The sequence below is a fragment of the Kitasatospora sp. NPDC057595 genome, assembly GCF_042800875.1.
Lineage (GTDB): Bacteria > Actinomycetota > Actinomycetes > Streptomycetales > Streptomycetaceae > Kitasatospora.
Window position 1 is genome coordinate 39,694 of the sequence record NZ_JBHVGL010000033.1, and the last position, 20,721, is coordinate 60,414.

19 protein-coding genes and 1 pseudogene are annotated in these 20,721 nt (G+C 71.1%); 9 read left to right on the top strand and 11 right to left on the bottom strand.

Translation table 11 applies throughout. The annotated features are described in order from the left end of the window. Both ACFU9E_RS33095 and ACFU9E_RS33100 read left to right on the top strand, forming a co-directional pair. On the top strand, window positions 1-1,022 hold a 1,022-nt coding region (locus tag ACFU9E_RS33095; protein WP_380715585.1), incomplete at its 5' end, for a hypothetical protein. 27 nt (window positions 1,023-1,049) lie between these two features. Continuing rightward, window positions 1,050-3,083: a hypothetical protein gene (locus tag ACFU9E_RS33100; protein ID WP_380682378.1), complete on the top strand. Its 2,034-nt coding sequence runs from the start codon at window positions 1,050-1,052 to the stop codon at window positions 3,081-3,083. A gap of 69 nt (window positions 3,084-3,152) precedes the next feature. Here ACFU9E_RS33100 and ACFU9E_RS33105 read toward each other — a convergent pair whose 3' ends face one another. The 9 genes from ACFU9E_RS33105 to ACFU9E_RS33145 form a co-directional block, all read right to left on the bottom strand. Beyond that, a complete protein-coding gene (locus ACFU9E_RS33105; protein ID WP_380682377.1) occupies window positions 3,153-3,356 on the bottom strand; it encodes a hypothetical protein in 204 nt (67 codons plus the stop codon). A gap of 41 nt (window positions 3,357-3,397) precedes the next feature. Then, a complete protein-coding gene (locus tag ACFU9E_RS33110) occupies window positions 3,398-4,237 on the bottom strand; it encodes a hypothetical protein (RefSeq protein WP_380682376.1) in 840 nt (279 codons plus the stop codon). 24 nt (window positions 4,238-4,261) lie between these two features. Next, complete coding sequence (locus ACFU9E_RS33115) at window positions 4,262-6,022, bottom strand: type IV secretory system conjugative DNA transfer family protein (RefSeq protein WP_380682375.1); 1,761 nt, start codon at window positions 6,020-6,022, stop codon at window positions 4,262-4,264. Window positions 6,023-6,037: 15 nt separating this feature from the next. Continuing rightward, complete coding sequence (locus ACFU9E_RS33120) at window positions 6,038-7,660, bottom strand: hypothetical protein (protein WP_380682374.1); 1,623 nt, start codon at window positions 7,658-7,660, stop codon at window positions 6,038-6,040. 81 nt (window positions 7,661-7,741) lie between these two features. Continuing rightward, window positions 7,742-9,259 carry an SCO6880 family protein gene (locus tag ACFU9E_RS33125; protein ID WP_380682373.1) on the bottom strand — a complete coding sequence of 506 codons (1,518 nt, stop codon included), beginning with the start codon at window positions 9,257-9,259 and terminating at the stop codon, window positions 7,742-7,744. Next, window positions 9,259-10,839, bottom strand: coding sequence for a hypothetical protein (locus ACFU9E_RS33130; protein WP_380682372.1), 1,581 nt, complete (start codon window positions 10,837-10,839; stop codon window positions 9,259-9,261). Before ACFU9E_RS33130 ends, ACFU9E_RS33125 begins: the two co-directional genes overlap by 1 nt. Beyond that, the gene (locus ACFU9E_RS33135) at window positions 10,826-11,587 is read right to left on the bottom strand and encodes a hypothetical protein (RefSeq protein ID WP_380682371.1); all 762 of its coding nucleotides are present in this window, start codon (window positions 11,585-11,587) and stop codon (window positions 10,826-10,828) included. Before ACFU9E_RS33135 ends, ACFU9E_RS33130 begins: the two co-directional genes overlap by 14 nt. 38 nt (window positions 11,588-11,625) lie before the next feature. After that, window positions 11,626-11,994 carry a DUF6112 family protein gene (locus tag ACFU9E_RS33140; protein WP_380682370.1) on the bottom strand — a complete coding sequence of 123 codons (369 nt, stop codon included), beginning with the start codon at window positions 11,992-11,994 and terminating at the stop codon, window positions 11,626-11,628. A gap of 21 nt (window positions 11,995-12,015) precedes the next feature. Then, window positions 12,016-12,822 carry a MinD/ParA family protein gene (locus ACFU9E_RS33145; RefSeq protein ID WP_380682369.1) on the bottom strand — a complete coding sequence of 269 codons (807 nt, stop codon included), beginning with the start codon at window positions 12,820-12,822 and terminating at the stop codon, window positions 12,016-12,018. Window positions 12,823-13,560: 738 nt separating this feature from the next. On the opposite strand from ACFU9E_RS33145, the gene ACFU9E_RS33150 reads away from it, so the two are divergent. From ACFU9E_RS33150 to ACFU9E_RS33160, 3 genes are read left to right on the top strand one after another with little or no spacing between them, the layout of a single operon-like run. Beyond that, on the top strand, window positions 13,561-14,040 hold the full coding sequence (locus ACFU9E_RS33150) for a helix-turn-helix domain-containing protein (RefSeq protein WP_380682368.1): 480 nt from the start codon (window positions 13,561-13,563) through the stop codon (window positions 14,038-14,040). After that, window positions 14,037-14,747, top strand: a complete 711-nt coding sequence (locus ACFU9E_RS33155) for a hypothetical protein (RefSeq protein ID WP_380682367.1) — start codon at window positions 14,037-14,039, stop codon at window positions 14,745-14,747. The genes ACFU9E_RS33150 and ACFU9E_RS33155 overlap by 4 nt, the downstream gene beginning before the upstream one ends. 24 nt (window positions 14,748-14,771) lie before the next feature. Next, window positions 14,772-15,902, top strand: a complete 1,131-nt coding sequence (locus ACFU9E_RS33160; protein WP_380715588.1) for a C40 family peptidase — start codon at window positions 14,772-14,774, stop codon at window positions 15,900-15,902. Window positions 15,903-15,971: 69 nt separating this feature from the next. Here the strand turns inward: ACFU9E_RS33160 and ACFU9E_RS33165 are convergent, their stop codons facing one another. Together ACFU9E_RS33165 and ACFU9E_RS33170 are read right to left on the bottom strand one after the other, a co-directional pair. Beyond that, window positions 15,972-16,238: a hypothetical protein gene (locus ACFU9E_RS33165; protein WP_380688691.1), complete on the bottom strand. Its 267-nt coding sequence runs from the start codon at window positions 16,236-16,238 to the stop codon at window positions 15,972-15,974. Further along, the gene (locus ACFU9E_RS33170) at window positions 16,235-16,429 is read right to left on the bottom strand and encodes a hypothetical protein (protein WP_380688693.1); all 195 of its coding nucleotides are present in this window, start codon (window positions 16,427-16,429) and stop codon (window positions 16,235-16,237) included. Before ACFU9E_RS33170 ends, ACFU9E_RS33165 begins: the two co-directional genes overlap by 4 nt. Window positions 16,430-16,982: 553 nt before the next feature. On the opposite strand from ACFU9E_RS33170, the gene ACFU9E_RS33175 reads away from it, so the two are divergent. From ACFU9E_RS33175 to ACFU9E_RS33190, 4 genes and pseudogenes are all read left to right on the top strand, one after another. Next, window positions 16,983-17,795, top strand: coding sequence for a ParA family protein (locus ACFU9E_RS33175; protein WP_380688696.1), 813 nt, complete (start codon window positions 16,983-16,985; stop codon window positions 17,793-17,795). A gap of 2 nt (window positions 17,796-17,797) precedes the next feature. Then, entirely contained in the window at window positions 17,798-18,187 is a 390-nt protein-coding gene (locus ACFU9E_RS33180) for a hypothetical protein (RefSeq protein ID WP_380688699.1), read from the top strand. Between the two features lie 308 nt (window positions 18,188-18,495). Continuing rightward, a complete protein-coding gene (locus ACFU9E_RS33185; RefSeq protein ID WP_380688701.1) occupies window positions 18,496-20,112 on the top strand; it encodes a DUF2637 domain-containing protein in 1,617 nt (538 codons plus the stop codon). A gap of 60 nt (window positions 20,113-20,172) precedes the next feature. Continuing rightward, a pseudogene (locus ACFU9E_RS33190) lies at window positions 20,173-20,721 on the top strand (hypothetical protein); the annotation flags it as partial.

Genomic DNA, 20,721 nt, shown 5'->3' on the forward strand with positions numbered 1-20,721 from the left:
AGGCCGAGGCCGGGGTGGAGCGGCCCGAGCGCCGCCCGCTCCGGGTCGAGCCTGCGGTGGCCGAGCTGACGGACGAGGAGCTGGAAACCGCGCACGAGCTCGCTCAGGCCGTCGCCGAGGAGCAGGACCAGGCCGCCCAGCTCGCCGAGCCGGATGCCGCGGTGAGCGCCGACGGTGCCGACGTCGAGCCCCAGCAGGACCAGGCCGAGCGCCGCCCGACGTGGCGCGATCGGGTGCATGGTGAATTGACCGACGAGGAGTTGCAGAGTGCGCACACCATGGCGATGAACGAGGCTCAGCAGGCCGCCGCGGCGGCCGAGGCCGCGGCCGTCCAGGCCGAGGCGAAGCAGGCCGAGGCCGCCGCCGGTATCGGCCCCGCCGCGCAGGCCGTCCAGGCCCAGGCCGATGCCCTGCAGCAGCGGGCCGCAGCCGTCGAGGCCCTGGCCGAGCTCGTGCCGATCTACGAGGACGCCGGCGCCGCCACGGTCGAGCTCCGGGCGCGACTCGCCGCGGCGGAGGCCGGTATGGACGCGCGCCGTCGAGGCCCGCGCGAGCGCGCGGCCGCCGAGGCCGCGGAGCTCCGCGCGCAGTTGGAGCAGGCCAACCGGCGTATGGTCGAGCTGGACATTCAGCGGGACAAGCTGGACCGGCTCGCCGGCCCCGTCGGCAGCCGGGCGGGCGCCGCCCAGCAGTGGCAGAGCACCGCCCAGGCACTGCCGCAGATGCTTGCGCAGGCCCGCACCAGCGATCAGCAGGACGCCGCCCTGGCCGCCGCCACGGCGCGCTCCCTGCAGCAGCGAGCCGTCCAGGCACAGGGCCGGGTCGGCACGCTCACCGACGAACAGCGCATCCGGGCGGGACTGCCCGCCGCCGACTCGCTCACCGAGCAGGTGCAGCGCACGGCCGCCCGCCTCAGCGTGGCCACCCAGGCCCGCACCAGCAGCGAGTACGACGCTGCGGCATACGGCTACGACCAGGCACAGGAGTGGGCAGCCGAAGAGGACCGCGGCCGCAGTCTCTAACCACCACCTTGAGTGAGGGGGCACGCAGTGTACGAGGGGTACCACCGCATTGTGCGAGCCACGTTCGGAGACGCCGCCGAGCGGATTCTGTCTGATCCGGACTGGCCCAGTCTCGGCGCCTCGCTCGCGGCAGCTGAGGTTTTCGGCACCCGGCCTGACACGGTTCTCCTCAGCGCCTACGCCGGAATTACCGACCCGACAGCGGCGGCGATCCGGGCCCAGGTCGAGCAGGCCGGCAGTATCTTCGCCCCTCCGGTGACGCGGGAAGAACTGGCCGCAGCCGCAGCCGCAGCCGCCGCCTCGGCAGCAGTGCCGCCCGCCGCGGCGGCGGTGCCGCCGCAGGCCTTCGTCCCGCAGGCGCCGCCGTCGGTCCAGCCGTCTCCGGTCCAGCCGCCGCCGGCGGCCGCGGGGTCGCAGACGGCGGCTCAGGAGGACCGGTACGAGCAGTACCGTCAGGTGGCCCAGGCGGTGTTCGGACCGCGGGCGGAGGCGGTGGTGGGCGATCCGGCGTGGTCGGCCCTCGGTGCGACGCTCGCCCGGGTCGAGCGGGCCGGCTACGACCCCGTGACCGTCCTCGGCGGAGCGCTCAACCAGGGGCAGCCGAGCGCGAACGTGCGGTCCGTGGCCGCGTTGATGACGTGGCGCATCAATCAGGCGGTGCCGAACCGGCCCGCCGCCGAGGCCGCCCCGGCAGCACCGCCGGCGGCCCCGGCAGCAGCAGCGCCCGCCGCGGCGGCAGCGCGGTCGGCGGCGGTCCCGCCGCAGGCCTCCGTCCCGCAGGCGCCGCCGCCGGTTCAGCCGCCGGCGGCCGCGGGGTCGCAGACGGCGGCTCAGGAGGACCGGTACGAGCAGTACCGTCAGGTGGCCCAGGCGGTGTTCGGACCGCGGGCGGAGGCGGTGGTGGGCGATCCGGCGTGGTCGGCCCTCGGTGCGACGCTCGCCCGGGTCGAGCGGGCCGGCTACGACCCCGTGACCGTCCTCGGCCGAGCCGTCGACCAGGGCCCGCCCACGGCCAACGTCCGGTCCGTACCCGCGCTGATGGCATGGCGTATCAACCAGGCGTTGCCGAACCGGCCCACCGAGGCCGCCCCGGCAGCAGCAGCGCCCGCCGCGGCGGCAGCGCGGTCGGCGGCCGCCAGGCCGGAACGAGTCACCCCGCGAGACGACGGGGTACCGCGGTGGCAGGACCGGCCCCACGGCGCGGTGCCGAACGCGGACCTGCAGCGGCGGACCGCCGAGGCCCGCGCCGAGGCGACCCGCGCCGCCGTGAACGCCCGCGGTGCGCGGGAGTCCGCCACCATCGCGCTGGAGGTAGCCCGCTCCCGGCGGGGCCCCGGGGTCACCGCGGTTGAGGTCCGGTACGAGACCGTGCGTACCCAGGCCGCGGCGATCGACGGCCTAGCCGCGCTGGACCGCGAGTACCACCAGGTGCGGCAGACCGGCGGATTCGGCGATCAGCCGCCGGAGACGCTGCGGGGCCGGCTCGCCGACGCCGAGGCCCAGCTACGAGAGCGCCGGTGGCTCGGATTGCTGCCGGCCGTGCGCGGAAGCGAGCGGCGCGAGCTGCAGCAGGAGGTCAACCAACTGAGTGACTACATGGAGAAGACGGGCGCCCGGCTAGCCGAACTCGACTCCAGGCGGGCGGAGTTGGAGCGTGCAGCCGGGCCGGTGGCCACCAGGGAATCCGCGTACCGCGATTGGCTGGTGATGGACCGCGAGCTGCCGCAGATGGTGGACACCGCCAGGCGAAGCGATATCGAGGACGCCCACCAGCGTCACACGGACGCGGACCGGCTCACCCGGTGGGCCGAGGACCGGGCCGAGGAGTACGACCGGCTGGAGACGGAGGCCGGCACCCGGCGGGGCCTGCCACCCGAGCGGGGCACGGCGGAGGAACAGGAGCGGACCACCGCCGCCTCGGATGTGGCGAGCGCCGCGGCCACCGTGGCGGTGGCGGCCGCGGCGGTGGCCTCGGCGTCCGCCGGCCGGGCCGCCGAGGCATCGGTTCCCGTACCCGGCATCGAGGCCGAGGCGGAGACGGGGCAGGGGCTCAGCAGGTGACCGACGCGAAGCGGCCCCCCTCTCGGTGTCGAGCCGGAGGGGGGGCCGCTTCGCGTGGTCGAGTGCTGGTCACCACCGCCGGTGGCTGGTGCTGGACGCCCGCAGGATGGGGACGAAGGCACGGACCGCCACCACGACCATGAGGACCAGGACGGCGGCGGCGGCCAGCAGCAGCCAGCCGGCCACCTTGAAGGCGAAGGCGAGCGCGGCCACGGCCGGGTGCACGGTCGGCGCGGTGTGCTGGACGGGGAACGCGGGAACGAAGCCGTTCACGTCTACCTACTTCCTGCCGGCTGCGGCGGGCCGGCACTCGACTACACCAGCGAGGCCCTGGCGGCGTCCAGGTTCCGGATGGTGTCCACGTGCTGCGGGTTGCTCGGGTCCAGCCGGATGTACTGCGCGCCGTCGCCGGCCGCCAGCCACCAGGAGCCGGAGAACAGCGCCGCTCCCATCCCGATCCCCTCCACCGTCCGGGCAGAGCCATCGGCGATTCGCTGTTGCATCTCAGCGATGGGCAGCACGCTCGGGAGGTACGGCGCGAGCGGCGAGGCGGCGGCCGCCGCCGGGGTCGGCGGGGCCACCGGGGCCGGGGCGGGCGTCGGCGCGGGCGGCAGCTTCGGGGCCCGCGCCGCCGGGGTCGACGGCGGAAGTCCGCCGGGCCCCGCCTTGGGCCGGGTCTGGTAGTACGGGGCCGGGTGGGCCGGCTCGCCGGTCGCCAGCGGGTCGGTGGCGGCCCATACCCGGAATCGGTCGTCCGTTTGCCACGGTGCCCGCGCGGTGTGCGGCTCCACGTGCTCCCCGTTCTCCAGGCACTCCACCGCGAATTTTAGGCGGGCGGCCACCCGGTTGAGGGCGTCGTCCCATTCGATCAACGCGTTCTCCCTCTGATTCTCCGTCGGTTCCACGTAGGTGCGGACCCACCCGACGTAGAGCGCGAGGAGGACGGCCCGGCCGCCCCTGTGCTGGTACCAGCACGGCGGAATGCGGGTGCCGAGCTCCAGGTGGTCGTACTCCGCCACCAGCCACTCCAGCCACTCCCCCACGCGTTCCAGCAACTGCCGGCGTTCGGCCGGCGCCATCGCGGAGAGGACCCACCGCAGATCCGCCCGGCTGTCCAGCAGCTCCACCGCCGCGGCGTCGAATTCTCCACTCACAGGACGTGCTCCACTTCGTTCGGTCTACTGGTTGGCCATGGCAAGCAGTCGCCGGTCCGCCTCGGCATTGCGGAGATTGACCCGCATGGGCGGCAAATTGTCGTACTGGACAAGGGCCTGGCCCTTTTCCAGCTCGCGGATCTGATACGGGGCGATCAGCGGGATTTCGTGGTCGCTTGTGGTCGCCGATCCGCGGCCGTCCGACCCGGTGGTGTACGACGTCCGCTGTGTCACCGTCGGGCCGTAGCCCTCCGAGAAATAGTTGAGCGTCATGTCGTCAGCGAGACCGGGGAGAAGAATGCGCATCTTCGCTTGAGAGACGATCGTCCGGGCATCGTGCTCCCCGTACATCGAAACCAGTTGCGAGAAGTCATGGAAAATCGCTAGAAGCTGGATTCCCATACCGCGGGCCGTGGACGAGACTTTGGCCAGATCCGGGTACTTGAACACATTCCCCGCTTCGTCCAGGTCAAGGAGAAGGCGGTTTTCCAGAGGCTTGGGTGCCGCCTTGGTCCGCCGCCAGAAGAGGAAACGGTGACGCTGGCCACCGTTCGCGCGCCAGTTGGCGTTCCCACGTTCGTACTCCCGCTCCGCGGCGTGCAGGATGCTCGCCAGGAGGGCTGTGCAGACGGGCGCCAGAGCCTTGGACTCCGACGGCGGGGACACGATGAACACGGTGCCGTTCTTCGACAGGATGTCCTCGGCGGTGAAATCGCTTTGCCGGGCCGAATTCCTTATCACCGGGTTCAGGTACGGGTCAATGATCAGGTTGGCGGTGAAAAGCACGGAGCCGATGCCGTCCGCGTGCAGGTTGGCCCAGATGCCGGTGTACTGGCGGAGGAATTCTTTATAGCCGTGCTGCTGCAGGATCTGACGGACGTCCGCCTCGGCGGACTTTCCGCGCTGGACGAACTCCACCAGGGCGTCAACTCCCCGTCCCGACCGGTTGGCCGCGAGCAGGAGCGGGCCGACGAATTGCCTAGCCTGCATCATCCAGGGCTTTGACGACGGGTCATCCATTCCGGCCGACTCGCACAGCCACCGGGCCATGAGAGCGGCGGTCGTCTCATCCGTGGAGTAGTCCACCGGTGACCAACCGCTGGTTGTGTACCCGGGCATTCCGGCGGGGGCGAAAATGTGGACGCCCCCGATTGCTCGGCGGGCCGCCAGCATGTATTCAACGTCCGGCCCCTTGGCCGTTGAGATGATGGCCGGGCCCCGCCATTCCAGGGCATTCGGAACGGCGAGGCTGACGGTTTTTCCGGAGCCGTTGGGGCCGAATGCGATGGCCGACATGCAGTCGTGTCCGGCCAGCAGGCGGCGGGACTGCCGAGACCAGCCGGCCGTCAGCCGCCACGGCCGCTTCGCCGGGTCGGCGGGTACGACCATCGGCCGTTCCTGGTCACGCCGGGCCCACTGTGCGCCGCGGTTGCGGCGCCGGTTGCGGCGGTTGGCCACCTTGACGAGCGGCACCGCGACGACAACGAGGAGGACCAGGAGCAGGACCCAGAACAGCCAGGTGGCCCCGAGCTCGCCGCCCTTGGCGCCGTCGGCCCAGGCGCCGGCGATGTCGCCACGGCTGATGAAGAGGTGACCGGCGAAGGGGAGCCCGCGGCCGGCGCTGTCCATGTGCCAGCCGTGGCCGGACAGGCCGGCCGTCAGTGCCGCGGCCAGCCACAGCAGCCACACCAGCGCGGCCACCGCGGCCGCGGCACCGAGCAGGAGGTAGACCGGCTCACCGCCGGCGCCGCCGCCCGGTTGCTGGGGCGGGTGGGTGTCAGCCATCAGGCGTACACCCCGTCAGTGTCGGTGCCAACGCCCGCCGACGGCGCCGGGGGTTTCGTAGGCGGCGGCGTTGCCCTGGCCGTCGGCGGCGGCCGGTTCGCCGCCGTCCCCGTCGGGCTGTTCTCCCCCCTCGCCCTCGGTCCCGATGGCAGCGATCGAGCGCGGGTCGGTGACGGTGAAGGTCTTTTCGATCGAAGAGCGGACATGCTGGACGAGGAACGAGCGGTCCGCGCCCATCTGCCACAGCGCTTGTCCGGGCTGCAGCCGGGTCAGCCATTCCGCCTCAGCGTCGGTCACACCGAACATCTCGCGGCAGAGTGGGATCTGTTGCGCTTTCTGCCTGTAGAACATCACCACGCCGGCGTCCGCGATCAGGCTGGAGGCCACCCGGTCCGCTTCTGATCCGGCCCCGCCCGCCGTCAGGAGATCGCCAGGCTTGTGAAGTACCAGCCCGTTGGACAGTTCGTACTGTCGGGCCAATTTGAACATGCTCTGATACCACCGCAGGGTGCCGGTTGTCATGTCCGCCCACGCCTCATCGCTGATGTGATAGCGCGGCATCCGGTACGACGTCATGGCGGATTGGAGCCACGCGGACGCGCAGATCCGCACCAGCGGCAGGGCGTCCCGCCGCTCGGCCAGTACGGCGGACAGGTTGACTACGAGGAATTTGGTCCGGGGGTCCACGTCCACGGTCGTCTCGCCGTCGAACATGCCGGCCAGGTCACCGTCCACCAACCGCTGAAACGCCATGATCAGGTCTGCCGTCCTGGCCCTGAACTCACCGCGATCCAGGGGAAGTTCACTCAACGAGCCATCCCGCGGGGCCTGCATCGCTTCCACGACCTCCGGCAGGATCGGCACCCGCGGCCGGTCAGCAGCCCTGGCGGCCACCGTCTCGGTGCCGCCAGCTGTCTTCACCCTCTCCAGGAACCCGCCGGTCAGCTCCGCGACCGCGATGCGGCACAGCGTCCGCTCGGCCTCGGTCAAGTCGCGGCGCAGAACACCGGCCGCCAGGGCTTGCAACATGTTCAGCTGCCGGGCCTGTGCCTCGGTGGGGTTCTCGTCGCCTCCGGGGCCCATGTCGAAGGGGTTCAACCGGTCGGCGCGGCCGGGGCCGACGAAGATGGGTTCGTGCCCCAGAAACGAGGCCAGGTCGTTGTACTCGTTCTTGACATCAGTGGCGAAGGTCCCCCGCCCGAACTCATAGGACCGGGCAATGCGCGTCTTGACCTCGGTGGACTTTCGGCTGCCGATTTCCCCGAACATGATCCAGTTCGGGTTCGTGATCAAGTGGTTGTCATACCACTCCCATGGGTCGAAGCAGAACGAGCCGCCGCCGAGGAGGTTCTGACCGACGAGCGGGCCGAGCGCGCCCACACCGGCGTCCGCCTGCCACGGGTACAGGGCCTGCACGAGGTGGGTGGACTCACGGTGCGGGGGCAGGGACAGGCGGCGCATGGTGCGGCCGCCGGCCGGGCGGGCCCAGCCGTCGCCCATCAGCGACAGGCCGCGCGGGGCCTTGCGCTCCGGTGCGGCAGCGGTCCGTCCGGTGCGGGTGCGCTTGCGCTTGGGGACGGCCGCGGTGGCCGCCACGGTGATTTGGTCTTCCGGGTTGCCCCGGCGTCGCTTGAACAACGCTCTCTCCCCTTGGTTGGTGATCCGGCCGAGTACGGCACCGTCCCCACACTGGTGGGGCCGGCACCGTACGCGGCCGGATCAGCCGACGTCGGCGACCAGGCCGTGACGCAAACCGCGGGCCAACGGCAACGTGGCCGGGAACGCCACGTCCTGCTCGCCGTACAGCCGCCGCAGCACGAGCGCGTGGGCGCGGGTCTCCACTTCGCCGCATGCCTGGTCCAGCAGTTCCTCAGAGGGGGCGGAGATCCGCAGCAGTCCAAGGAACCGGTACAGCGTGTGGCCCTCGGCCAGCGCCTGGTCCTGTGCGGCGATGGCGTCGGCCTCCCGCACGTCCCGGGCCGACATGCGGAACCCGCTCCGCTTCTTGACGTCCAAGTTCGCGGCCTTGCCGGTTTCCGCCCGCGCCACTTCGTCCGCCGCGTGCCGCGGGCTGAGCGGCTGCAGGGTGATGCTCAGCGTGCGCTCACAGTTGGTCCGCAGGATGAGGTCTTCCAGGAACGTGCCGGGCACGCCCTTGCGCGGCCACTCGGAGATCCAGTACACGGCGTGGAAGGTGTCGTCCGTGCGGTAGTGGCCCCAGTGGGCTTCCGCGGCCATCGGGCCGGCCTCGGAGGGGGCGGCGCCGCCGGAGTCGTCGGTGACCGGGCCCCGCGCGTCCAGCTTCCAGCGAGCCCCGGGTTCGTAGGCGGTGCGGATCACCTGCCCGATGGCCCGTGGGGGCAGGGCCCCCTCCACCGAGATGCCGGCGGCCGACAGCTGATCCTCAATCTGCGCGCATCGCTGCAGCAGGTAGGCGCAGGCGCCATCGTCGCCACCACCGAGGTTGCGGACCTGACGCCGGGCCTTGCGCGGGTCGAGCATCACCACCAGGTAGTTTTCGTGGGTTTGGGTCACGGGGCGCGCTTCGTCCAGCAGGAGTTCGTAAGCGCCGGCGGTGCTCTCGTTGCCCCGCAGTCCCTTGGTGGCCCACTCCCGGGTGAGGGAGTCGCCGCTGTCGGGCACGGTGATGTCCAGCAGCTGCAACCGCACGATGCCGTCACCGGCGTAGGCAATGGCGTTGAGCGTGTCCGCCCACATCGCCAGCCGGCCGTCCTGCTCGGCGAGCGTCAACAACTTGAATGCAACGCCGCGGGTGCGGATGATCGCCACGTACGTCCGGCGCTTCGTGTCCTTGACGACGCCGATAGCGCCGACCGCCGTTGGCACGGTCAGCACCTCAGTACCGGCCAGTTCGCCGGGCAGGTACATGGGTTCCACCCCTTCTTCGCGGGGGGCGGCGGGGGTGAGCTCCACCGCGGGGCCGCCCCTGTACTTGGTCCAGCCCAGTGCGGTCCGGATGAAAAATGTGATGGCGATCGGGGCCCACTGCGCGGCCGTGCGGTCCGCGATCGGGAACCAGACCGCGGCCACGGTGACCAGCAGGACCACCAAGCCGATCAGGATGCCGGCGACGCCGTACGCGAGCATGCGGACCATCAGGAAGGCGGCGGCGCCCAGGACGACGATCGAGCCCATGGAGAGGCCCAAAACGATTCCGTCGGTTTCGCGCGGTCCAAATTCGAACATGCGACGGGTGGGGGTGTTCTGTGCGGACACTACGACCTCCGGGCGGGCAAGGAGCGGACGGCCGGGTTCGGCCGTGTCGGCGGTCCGATCGGGGCATAGCGGTTGCCGGCCGGAGACGATCCACCGCTGCGGCCGCCACCCGAGCCTGAGCCGCCGCCGGGCGGAAGAGCCGGCGGGTTGGGGCCGCCGCCGAGCTGACCGGGGCTGCCGCCCGAGCCGCCGCCGGGGCCGCCGCCGAGCTGACCGGGGCCGCCGCCCGAGCCGCCGCCGGGCGGGAGAGCCGGCCGGTTGGGGCTGCCGCCGAGCTGACCGGGGATCACTCCGCTTCCGAGGGCGCCGCCGCCACCACCACCGCCACCGCCGGCCTGCAGCTGGGGATTGGCACCGCCCATGTTGCGCCCGGCGTTCAGCATGGGACGGGCGGCCGTCTGCAGGGCAGTCATGCCCGCGGAGAAGGCAGCACCGACAGGTCCACCAGCCGCGGCAGCCTGGCCGGCCGCCGAGGGGGTGGGGGTCCTGCCGCCGCCCATCATCCCGCCCATCTTCGACGCGCCGCCGAGGATGGCCGTCATGCTGGCAGCCATGCCGGCGACACCGCCGAAGCCCGCCGCCCGCATGCCGTCCGTGGTGCCGCCCGGGTTCGCCGCGCCGCCGATGACACCGATCATGCCCATCACGATGTACGGCGCGACCGCCGCGACGACGTACAGGGAGCCGGCCAGCAGGAGGCCGGACGCCGAGTTGGCGCCCTTAAGTGCATTGCTCGCCATTTTCAAGATGATCACGATCACGGGTTTGGCGAGTTCGACTGTCAGTAGCGTGTCCAGCAATTTACGCTGCCACTGCTTCGAGCCCCTCCACACGCTGCCGCCGACAGCCAGCGGCCAGAAGACCACGCAGAGATCCACGGCCATGCGGCGGATCACCATTTCGCACCAGACAATCCCAAGAGCCAGGATCATCAGCAGGCCCAGGAGAATGGTGATCATCGCGGGCAGTTGCAGCACATTCGGGTCATTGCTGTGGCTTGCCGCTTCGTTCATCTTCTCCGCGACCGAGCGTAGGGCGTCCGTGATGCCCGCCCAGCCATCGGCCCCCAGCGTCACGTCACACACGTAGTCCACGAAGGCGTTCACCATCATGACCAGCGTGCCGATCATGCCCGTCGTCACACCTGCGGTGATCACCTGCACGACCGCGCGGCCGACCTCCCGGCCGTCACGGTGCAGGCCGGCGTAGATGACCGAGCACATAAGCGCGATCAGGGCGAACATCGCGCCAATGCCGCGCGTGGTCGAAAAGGTCTCGGAAAACCAGGCCGCCCCGATATCCGGCTTACCGCTGCTCGAAATGGCGTCGCCGACGGCGCCGGAAATCCAGTTCACGGCGTCAACGATTGCGTCAGTGATCGAGTCGAGGATGGATTGTTTGGCCTTGTCCGCCGCCCCAGTGACGACGGCTTTCCCTGCGCACGCCGCAGGCGTCCCCACCACCTCCCACCAGTCTTCGCACCAGGCGAACGCGGGGGCGGCGCTGAGGGCGACCATGCCGCCCGTCAGCACCGTCAGGGTGGCACCGCGCCGCAGCCAGGGACGGCTACGGAATGACATAGCTGGGCACCGTCCCGTCCGTCATCGTGCGCCGGAAGGCCGAGGAAATGTCGTACAGCGACGAACCGTCAGCCGGCTGCCAGCCCGTCGACGGTGCGTAGTAGCCGACCGGCACCGGGCCCGGAACGGAGGTGGTGGTGAAGCTCACCAACTTCCAGTCCTCGTTCACCCAGGCGAGCCGGACCGTGGCCTGGCCGTAGCCGCCGGCCGCGGTGGCCGTGGACGACGCGATGAAGTTCACGGCGTAGACGTTCACCGTCGCACCGGTGGCGTTCTCCGGGAGCTCGCCGCCGTCGAGCTTGAGCGCGATCGGGACGCTGCCGAAACCGAACGCCACCTTGCTGGACACGTCGGTGCGCAACTGGTCGAGCGATGTCGAGTCGGCGCGGTCGAGTTGCTTGCGGATCTGGTCGGCCGCGTCCGGGGCCGCGATGGCGGACACGATCCCGGCCCGGCCCTCGGGGGTGAGGATGGCCCGCGAGCCCATGGCCGAGCTGTAGTTGGCGGCTGCGGACAGGGCCCCGGACCGGGTGTGCTGGTAGCCGACCGGGACGCCGGAGACGACGCGGGCCGGGCCGATCCCGCCACCGGCCGAGCCCCCGGAGGGGGAGGCGGCCGGCGGCGGGGCGGGCGAGGTGGTGGTGGACGTCGAGTTGCTTGCGTGGCCGAGCAGGACGCCGCCGCCGAACAAGCCCAGGGCCAGCACGACGCCTACCGCCGTCCTGGCGCGCTTCTGGTCGATCTGCATTCTCAGATCCCCCTTTAGGGATGGGAGGTTCGTCCGTGTCAGGTGATCGAAGCGCCGAGGTTGAAGGCCCAGTTCACGAGGGCACTGCCGCCGCCGATGACGACGACGCAGGCGAGCGAGGCGAACATGCCGACCCGGCCGCCGCTGGTGGCTCCGTGGTGGCTGAAGTATTTGCCCAGCGAGAAACTCATAGCCCCGAGCACCAGGCCGGCGAGGCCGCCGAGCAGGCCGTAGAACATGAGCGCGCCTACGATCGTCGTGAAGGCGGTGCCGCCCGGCGCGCTGGGGTCCGGGGCGATGTTCGGCACGACGCCGCCCCCCGGCTTCGGCGGGTCCGCGGCGAGGACCAGGTGGTGCGGATCGGCACCCGCCGCCAGGGTGTGAGCCTGGCTGAACAGGTCGAGCATCAACGACACGGTGTGTCTCCCCTACTTCGTGCGAGTGAGCGCGGCCACGGTGGCGGCGCCGAGAGTCATGTAGGCGGTGCGGGTACCCGGGTCGAGCGCGGCCGTGTCGATCGGCCCTCCGCTCGCCAGGTGTCGGTCCCACGGCACGGTGACGACCGCGCCGACCTTGGGACCGAAGTAGGACGAGAGGGTGTCGAGCGGGACGCCCGGGTCACCCTCCCGTACGGCGTTGAGGACGAGGACGGCCCGGCGGGACAGCCGTCCGAAGCCGGCGCGGATCATCCACAGCAGGGCATCGTGGGCCGCCGACGCCGAGTCGGCCGTGGCGGTGGTGGTGACCACTACCAGGTCCGCGAGCGACAGCACCGAGGCCGACAGCGGGTCGGTCAGTGCGGCCGCCGTGTCGGTCACCGTGATAGCGAAGTGCTGCGGTAGCAGCTGTTCGGCGAGCCACCGGTAGCCGTCGGCACCGAGGACATACCGCGCGTCCGGCCGAGACTCCGACGGCAGCACCGCGAGCCCGGAGGCCCGGCGGAAGGCCGGCGGTGGCGCTCCGTGGGCGTACGCCCCGTGCTTCGCCAGCAGATCCATGACGTTGACCGGCGGACGCCCGCCGCCGGCGAGCCCGGCGAGGCTCCCCCGGTAGGGCACCGCGTCCAGCACCACCACCGGCTCGCGCCGCTCGGACGCCAGAACGTCGCCGAGTCCGAGTGCCACCGTCGTCCGGCCGCTGCCGCCCGTTAGGCTCACTACCGCGATGCGCTGGTGTCCGCTCAGCGCGCCGGTGATCCGGTGCCGCAGCACGTGGTCCCGGACCCGATCCACCACCGGGGGCATGATCGCCCGCCGAGGCGGAGCGGCTAGGACCGGCGCGGGACGAGGACGCCGACGGCCGAACAGGCCCCGGCGACCGGGCGCAGGCTCAGGCTTCGGCGGAGCGATCGGCACCAGCGCCACCGCGGGTACCGGAGCAACCGGAACGGGAGCAGGTGCCGCGGCGGCCGGCGGGGTGACCGGGCCGAGGGCGAGCCCCGCGGCGGCCGGAGCCTCGGATGCGGGGACGGCAGCCGGCGGCGCCGGAGGGACCGGGGGAGGCGATTCGGCCACCGCAGGAGGCTCGGCTGCCGCTGACGGAAGTGCCGGAACGGCAGGTGACGGACCGCCAGAAGAGAAAACTTCTGGTCCGGTGGCCGAAAAGTCCTTGTGCGCGGGAGCCTCCGAATGTGAAGGTGCGTCTACAGATGTGCGCCCCTTGCGCGCCGGGCGGCTCCTCCCCCGCGCGCTCCCTTGACCCGTGCCGCTCTCCGCCGTCAGCAGACCCCGCAGGCTCACCGGACGATCCCGGTCAATCTCCTCAGCCTCGGTCATCGCGTCACCCCCCGTGCGCAAGCTCCGTACATAAGTACCCTACCCCTTTTCTCGGTACTGGGGGCGTTTTTAGAGTAGCGTACCGACTACCCGTGGTGCATCCGTGATCAACGCACGGTCGCGGGTGAGGACACCCCGATGCGCCAGGGCATGCCAAGGAGGGAGGATCGGTGACGCTCTGTGCGGTACAAACAGGCAGTGGACACGGACGACAACAAGACGCGGGCCCGACAGGGCCGCCCCCGGCGGGGCGGCTCTTGTTCGGACCGCCTGGACCCGGCGGGGCCCGTGCTGACCAGTACGCAGGCCGCCGCCCGCCTCTCTCTCCACCCCCGGACCGTCATGGAGCGGGCCCGCGCCGGCGATCTGCCAGGCCTGAAGCTCGGTGGGGACTGGAGATTCGCCACCGCGGCGCTGGACGCTGCGGTGCGTGGGGATTCGTGGGCGGAACTCGACTTCCAGGACGAGACCTTGACGACCTATCAGGTTGCCGCGCTGTTGGGGATGGGGCCGGACAAGGTGGGCCGGCTTGCCCGTCAATCCGCACTCCCCCACTGGGGCGAGGCCCGCCGCAGGCGCTTCTCCCGCGCCGCGATCCTCCGCACGCTGTGCGGACCAAGCACCCAGCCAGCCGGACAGCATGGTGAACCCCCGATCAAGGAGGACAGGACAGCATGAGGTACCGACACAACCGCCTCGGCCTCGGCGCCGTCCTGGCCGCCGCCGTCGTCGCCGCGCTCACCGGCTGTAGCAGCGAACCCGCGCCGCCGAGCGCGGCGCACGCTGCCGACGCGGCCGCCGCGAGCCCGTCCGGCCCGGCCTCGGCCTCGGCCGGTTCACCGACGACGCCGACCACCGCCGGCTCGGCGGGCGGCACCAGTTCGCCGACGGCCCCGGCCGGCTCGCCGGCGACGGCGACCACCGCCGGCTCGACACGCGACACCGGTTTGCCGACGACGGCGACCACCACCAGCTCGCCGACGGCCCCGGCGCCCGGGGTGGTTCGCCTCGGCCCCGTGGACGTCGCCTCAGCGTTCACGGTTGCGTCGTACTCGTACGACTGGCAGCAGCCGAAAACACTCGATCCGGTCGAGCGCGTGCGCCCTTACGCCACGGATGCCTACCTGGTGACGCTCCGACCGACCCAGCAAGCATTCCCGGCCCGCATGACCGCAGCTCAGGAGACGTCGGTTGCCACGATCCGCACCGCGGCCGTGGACGCCGACGCCCCGCCCAGCACCGAGTACGAGGCGTTCGTCTCGGTGTCCTACGCCCAGCACCTGACGAATCACGGCACCCCGGCGGACAACGGCCGGGCGTGGAGTCTGCACCTGGTTCAGGTGGCCGGCGAGTGGAGGGTGGACGCGGTGGTGGCGACGGGCTGACACCTACCGAAGGGGGACAGAGCATTGAAAAAGGGTCTGGTAGCGGCCGTTGCCGCCGTGGTCGCCGTGCCCATTGTGTTGATCGTAGGAGGGAGTGGACACGCCGAAGGCGGCGCGTACTGCTCGGTGGCCGTCAGCGCCGGCGACAGCGGCGGCGGGGCCCAGGGCGCCGTCACCGCGGCCGGCACCCAGCTGGATGCCGAGCAGACTGCGGCCGCAAAGACCATCGTCCAGGTGACCAAGGAGCACGGCCTACCTGAGCGCGCGGCCGCCATTGCCCTGATGACGGCCATGCAGGAGTCATCCCTGCGAGTGGTGAAGGCGTACACCGGCCACGACGCCGCCGGCCTGTTCCAACAGCGGTCGGTGGTGGGGTGGGGAACCCCTGAACAGGTGCTGGACCCGATCTATGCCACCGGGGCATTCCTGCTCGGTGTGCCGTCCAAGGGGATTCCCGGGTTGACCACCATCCAGGGGTGGGAGCGGATGGACATGGCGGACGCAGCCGAGGCTGTCCAAGTGTCCGGCGTCGGCTTCCAGTACAAGAAGTGGGCGAGGTTCGGGGAGATCCTGGCCAAATCGTTGTATGGGGGTGAGACCGGAACCACCGTCACGTGCACCGACGAGACGCCGGCCACACTGTCCGGCCCGGCCGTCACCAACGTGGTGAACAGGGCGATGGGGCAGCTGGGCCTCCCCTACGTGTGGGGCGGCGGTTCCCCGAGCGGGCCCACCACCGGGTTCTGCGGGTCGAACACAGGGTGGCTCAACGGCCAGTGCTTCGCCGCCACCCACGCCGGATTCGACTGCAGCAGCTTGGTGCAGTACGCATGGTGGCCATATGTCCACCTCCCGCGGACCACCACCCCCCAGTTCGACGCCGGTACCCACATCAAGCTCAGCGAGGTGACCACCGGCGATCTCGTGTTCTGGTTCTCAGGCCCCCAGGGGATCTACCACGTGGCCATGGTGCTGGAAGGCGGGCCCAAGATGAAGATCATTGAGGCCCCAAGGACAGGGCTCAATGTTCGAATCCGCGACCTAGCGGCGGACGAGTCCAACCTGATGAGCACCGCCGTACGGCTGTCCGTCCCCGACGCCCAGGCCCCCGGGGGGAAGGGAACCATCACGCCAGCCCCGAGCGCACCGAGCTGAGCAACCCGAACAACACAAGGGGCGGGCCCCGGAGAGTACTCCGGGGCCCGCCCTTGTTCGTGCCCGCTGTCAGAGCGAAGCCACGCGGGCGGCCGTCCAGTAGTCGCGGAAGACGACGCCGCCGGGGCCGGCCGCCAGGTCGTTCAGCCCGGCCGCCACCGCCGTCAGCTCATCCGGGGCCGCCGCAGCCACCCGGGCGACGTTCAGCGGATCGGCCGTCAGCCACCGCGGAACCCGGACCGGCTCAGCCGTCGGGCGCTCCGGTGAGGCCGCCGTCTCCGGCAGAAGGCCCCGCAGACTCACCGGGCGGATCTCGTCGTCAACAAGTCCCGTCATCGGCTCAGCACCCCCACCGCGGCGGCCACGGCCACCAGGTCCTCGGACGAGGAGCGCGGCGCCGGCGGACGCGGGGACGAGGACCAGCGGCCGCCCAGCACCCGCACCGGCCCGGACGTCCCGGCCGGCAGCGACACCGTGTCGACCACCCGCCGCCGATCAGCGCCGGCACCGTCCACTACCCTTGCCATGATCCCTCCCACAGGATCGAGCCCAGCCACCCGGCCGCATGCGACCAGGTGAGCAGGGAAACCACGAGGGGCCGGAAGCCGTAGGAAGCCCGGCCCCTCTCGTGTGCCCAACATAACACCTCTGTTTCCCGAAACAGAGGTGTTAGCGCCAATGTGTCTTGAGGGTGTGTCGGATGGGCCAGACACGCCACCTGTGCAAGATCCACGCGATACTGTGTGTCTGCCACCGTCGGCACCTGTGTCAGCGGCGGCAGAGTTGCAAGACACGGCACATGTGCCAGAGCTGCCACCTAACCCACAGGTGGCACAGGTGCCGGATCGGGCAGAGGTGGGAGAGGCGGCAGAGGTGCCGGAGCTGCCACCGGTGTCGGAGATGGCACAGCCGTTGGAGTCGGCACCTGTGCCGGAGTCGGTACCTGTGTCAGCTACGGCACAGGCAACAGCTGCGGCACCTGTGCCGTAGCTGCCACCTGCGTGTTTTTCAGCACCTCCAACAGCAACAACAGAGGTGTCAGAGCCGGAAGCGGCGACAGAGCTAGAGGAGGTGGCACAGGTGGCAGAGCCGATTGAGCCCACAGCGGTGTTCAGCGGCAGGGCGTTGCCCGAGCAGGGCACAGCTGTGTCCGAACAGGAGATCAGGACCCCGATCGGGGCGCGAACGTTCGTCATCACCCGGATTTACGCCGTCGCCAACCAGAAAGGTGGAGTGGGTAAGACCACGACCACCATTCAGTTGGCGGCGACGCTGGCACAGCACGGCCGGCGCGTACTGGTCGTGGACGCGGACCCCCAGAAATCGGCGAGCTCCGCATGGGCGCGACAGGCAGTCAAGCGCGGCGGCGACCTGCCGTTTGACTACCTCTACGAGGTAGACCCGGCGAAGCTGCAGAAACTCCGCGGCCTCGGGTACGACGATGTACTGATCGACACCCCCGGCTCGCTCGAAAACGAGGAGCTGCAGCGGTGGATCATTGACGAGCTCGCGGACGAGTTCATCATCCCGCTGGAGGCGGCGTACCTCTCCCAGGACCCCACCTTGGCGTTCATGAAGAACTACATCATCCCCACCGGGAAGCCGGCCCGGCTGCTGTTCAGCCGGACCAACCCGCGCAGCCCCAAGGTGGCGGACAGCGATGATCTGCGAGACGTCCACGCGATGAAGGGGTGGGCCGACAAGCGCGGATTCCACTACTTCCGGACGTTCGTCCGGTCCTACGAGTGCCACACCGACGCGCCTGCCCAGGGCCTGACGGTCAACCAGTACACCCGGGCCAACTCCGGTGTCAGCTTCGCCCTGGCCAAGGGCGATTTCGCGGGCGTCGCGCTGGAGTTCCTGGCGAGCGCATCGAGCCGGACGGGAGCCTGAGCATGCCGCGCGTAGACCTTGAAGACACCGACGACCCGCCCGAGGAGCACGAGCCGGAGCCCAGCAGCCGGAAGCCCGAGCCCACCCCGGAGCCGACACCGGCCCCGGCCGCCACGAAGGCGAAGGCCGAGCCGGCGCCCGAGCCCGTGCCCCGCGGGCAGGTGGCCGGTAAGGAGAAGCTGCAGCCCTACATCACCAAGGCGGTGGCCGAGGCCGCCCGCAATGCGGTGGTGGCCACCACCCCCTACGAGGGCGGATACCACTCCCTGAGCGATCTGATCGAAGACGCGATCAAGGAGAAGCTGACGAAGTTGCAGCGGAAGTTCAACAACGGCCAGCCGTTCGCCCAGCGGCCCCGACGGATGCGTACGGGCCGGCCGCCGGCCCGGTAGAAAACACCTCTGTTGAAGGTGGCACCTCTGGCACACTCTGTGCCTGTGTCGCCTCTGACACAGGCAGCAGTTCCGGCACATCCGACACAGAGTGTGCCTGTGCCACCTCTGGCACAACCGAAGGCCCCGGCACCATCAGCAGAGACACGCACGGCCCCGGACAGAGCTTGGTAGGCGAGAGTCCGGGGCCGGGCCGACACAGGAGAAACCCCCATGTTCAGGTACAACGTTAAGGCCCCGGCCACCTTGCCGCTGACCAGAGCGGCCGACGTGGCCGGAACTCGCTCCGCCGAGAGCGAGGCCGGACGATGAACAACCCCGTTGTGCGCGTTGTGCTGCTGGTCGTGGTTGCCCTGGCGTGCCTCGGCCTGACGGCCGCCCTCGGCATCCGGGTGGCCCGGTACGTGCTGGACCAGTGGCGGGCGATGCGGCCCGCCGGAGCCAACACCGAAGCCGCCGGCCGGGCCAGGGTCAATGCCCGCGGGAAGCTGGTCAACCTGGCGTTTCTGTTCGTCTTCTCGGCCGTTCCGGCGTCCCTGTCGTACGCGCACCTGATCGACTACGCACAGACCGCGCTCGGCCTGGACGGGGGCATGCAGTACCTGGTCCCCCTCGCGCTGGACGAAGCCGCCATGTACCTGATGATGCTGGCGTTTCAGGACGTCGACCGCGAGGAGAGCGCCACCGTCAACCGGCTGTTGGTGTGGGTGTTCGCGCTGGCCTCGGCGTGGTTCAACTGGATTCAGGCCCCCCGAGGCGCGGACCACGTAGGCGCCCCGCAGTTCTTCTCCGGCATCTCCATTGCCGCCGGGTTGCTGTTCGAGCGCGGGTTGGTCAGCGTGCGCCGTGCCGCGAACAAGGCCAGTGGGCACACCCGCCGCCCGCTGCCGCGTGTCGGTGTGCTGCGGTGGCTCAGCGCCCCAGTGGAGACCGCCGCCATGATGCGCATGGCCATTGAGGAGCCGACCATCAGCACCGAGGCCGAGGCCCTGGCCGCCGTCCGGACCCGCCGGGCGATCCGCCGCCAGGAGCGCGCGGCACGGCACACCGCGAAGGCCACCGCGAAGGCCGGCACAACGGCACGGTGGTGGCAGGTCCGTCAGGTGGTCGTCACCACCGCCGAGCCCACCCTGACCGTGGACGGGCACACCCCCGTGCCGGCCACCGCCGTGGCTGCGGTGCTGGCGCCCTACGTGCAGGCCAAGGCGGCGGCCGGTCAGCGTGGAGTGGCCAGCCCTCAGCTTGCCCTCGGCCACGTCCTGCACACCGCGGCCCAGCAGCAGGTCCGCACCGCCGAGACCGTGGAGGCCGAGCTGACCGCGCTGGAGAAGCGCGCCGCGCTTGTCGAGGCACAGGCCGACGCTGCCGAGGACGCGGTGGTGAACCGGTTCTTGGCGGAGTTCGCCGAAGCCGTCCCGGCACCGCGCACCGAGCCAGCGCCCGCCGAGGTGTCCGTCTCTGCACGCCAGGCGGCCCCCGCGGCACACGAGCCGGCGGAGGACCCCGCCGACGAGGCCGCCGAGTGCATCGAGGACGCCGACGAGGACGAGGTGGACGACCAACCGGCCCGGCAGGCCCGGGAGGCCGCCGCAGCCCAGCGCAGTGACACAGCAGGTGTCCGGATCAGCGTCCGTGTGCCGGAGGTGCGAGCGGACAGCGAGGACGGGCACGACACGGTGAACGAGCTTGCCGAGCACGCGACGAAGAAGGACCAGTTCACCCAGTTGTTCGGTGAGTTCATCCGCCCCGGCGACGACCGGTCGGCGAACGCCATCGTGACCCAGCTCAACGAGGTGATGGGCGAGCGCTACGGCCGCACCTACGACCGCGGCGCGGCCGGCAAGCTGGTAAAGACCCTGCAGCAGGATCTCAACGCGAGTCGGCAGGACACCGACGAGGACGACCCGCAGCAGCGCGGGGCCTGACACAGAGGCTCGCCCGGGGCGCACGGGTGTGTGCCCCGGGCCTCACCCGAAGGGGGAGAGATGACCGAGACCGACACGGGCCGGTTGCTGGCCACCCGCGCCACCCACGCCCCGGTTCCCGTCCCGCCACCGCGCTCCGCCCAGCTCAGTAACCGACTGGCCACCGCGGAGGACCGTCTCCGCCGGGCCGGGCAGCTGGAATACGTGCTGCGGGCGGCGGCCGAGCGGGTGGCCGAGATCCGCCAGCAGCTCACCAGCGCGACGTCCGCGGCGGCCGGGGCACACCGGGAAGCCGGCGAGGCACGCCAGCAGCTCGCCGCCGTCGAGCAGGAGTTGGCGCAGGCGCGCGAGGCACACCGGGTGGAGCTCGCCGCGGTCGAGGAGGCCGGCGCCGCCGCCGTCGCCGACGCCGACCGCGCACACCAGCAGGCCGCCGAGGCCCGCGAGGCACACGGCCGTGCCGAGGGCGAGCGGGCCGCCGCCGTCCGGCTCGCCGAGCAGGCACAGCAGCAGGCGGCCGGGGCACACCGGGAAGCCGGCGAGGCACGCCAGCAGCTCGCCGCCGTCGAGCAGGAGTTGGCGCAGGCGCGCGAGGCACACCGGGTGGAG

Bases quoted from the DNA above. Each gene is read 5' to 3' on its own strand.
- ACFU9E_RS33185 (WP_380688701.1), top strand. From the start codon at position 18,496: ATGAACAACCCCGTTGTGCGCGTTGTGCTGCTGGTCGTGGTTGCCCTG.
- ACFU9E_RS33135 (WP_380682371.1), bottom strand. From the start codon at position 11,587: ATGCAGATCGACCAGAAGCGCGCCAGGACGGCGGTAGGCGTCGTGCTG.
- ACFU9E_RS33140 (WP_380682370.1), bottom strand. From the start codon at position 11,994: ATGCTCGACCTGTTCAGCCAGGCTCACACCCTGGCGGCGGGTGCCGAT.
- ACFU9E_RS33130 (WP_380682372.1), bottom strand. From the start codon at position 10,839: ATGTCATTCCGTAGCCGTCCCTGGCTGCGGCGCGGTGCCACCCTGACG.
- ACFU9E_RS33180 (WP_380688699.1), top strand. From the start codon at position 17,798: ATGCCGCGCGTAGACCTTGAAGACACCGACGACCCGCCCGAGGAGCAC.
- ACFU9E_RS33115 (WP_380682375.1), bottom strand. From the start codon at position 6,022: ATGGCTGACACCCACCCGCCCCAGCAACCGGGCGGCGGCGCCGGCGGT.
- ACFU9E_RS33165 (WP_380688691.1), bottom strand. From the start codon at position 16,238: ATGACGGGACTTGTTGACGACGAGATCCGCCCGGTGAGTCTGCGGGGC.
- ACFU9E_RS33170 (WP_380688693.1), bottom strand. From the start codon at position 16,429: ATGGCAAGGGTAGTGGACGGTGCCGGCGCTGATCGGCGGCGGGTGGTC.
- ACFU9E_RS33155 (WP_380682367.1), top strand. From the start codon at position 14,037: ATGAGGTACCGACACAACCGCCTCGGCCTCGGCGCCGTCCTGGCCGCC.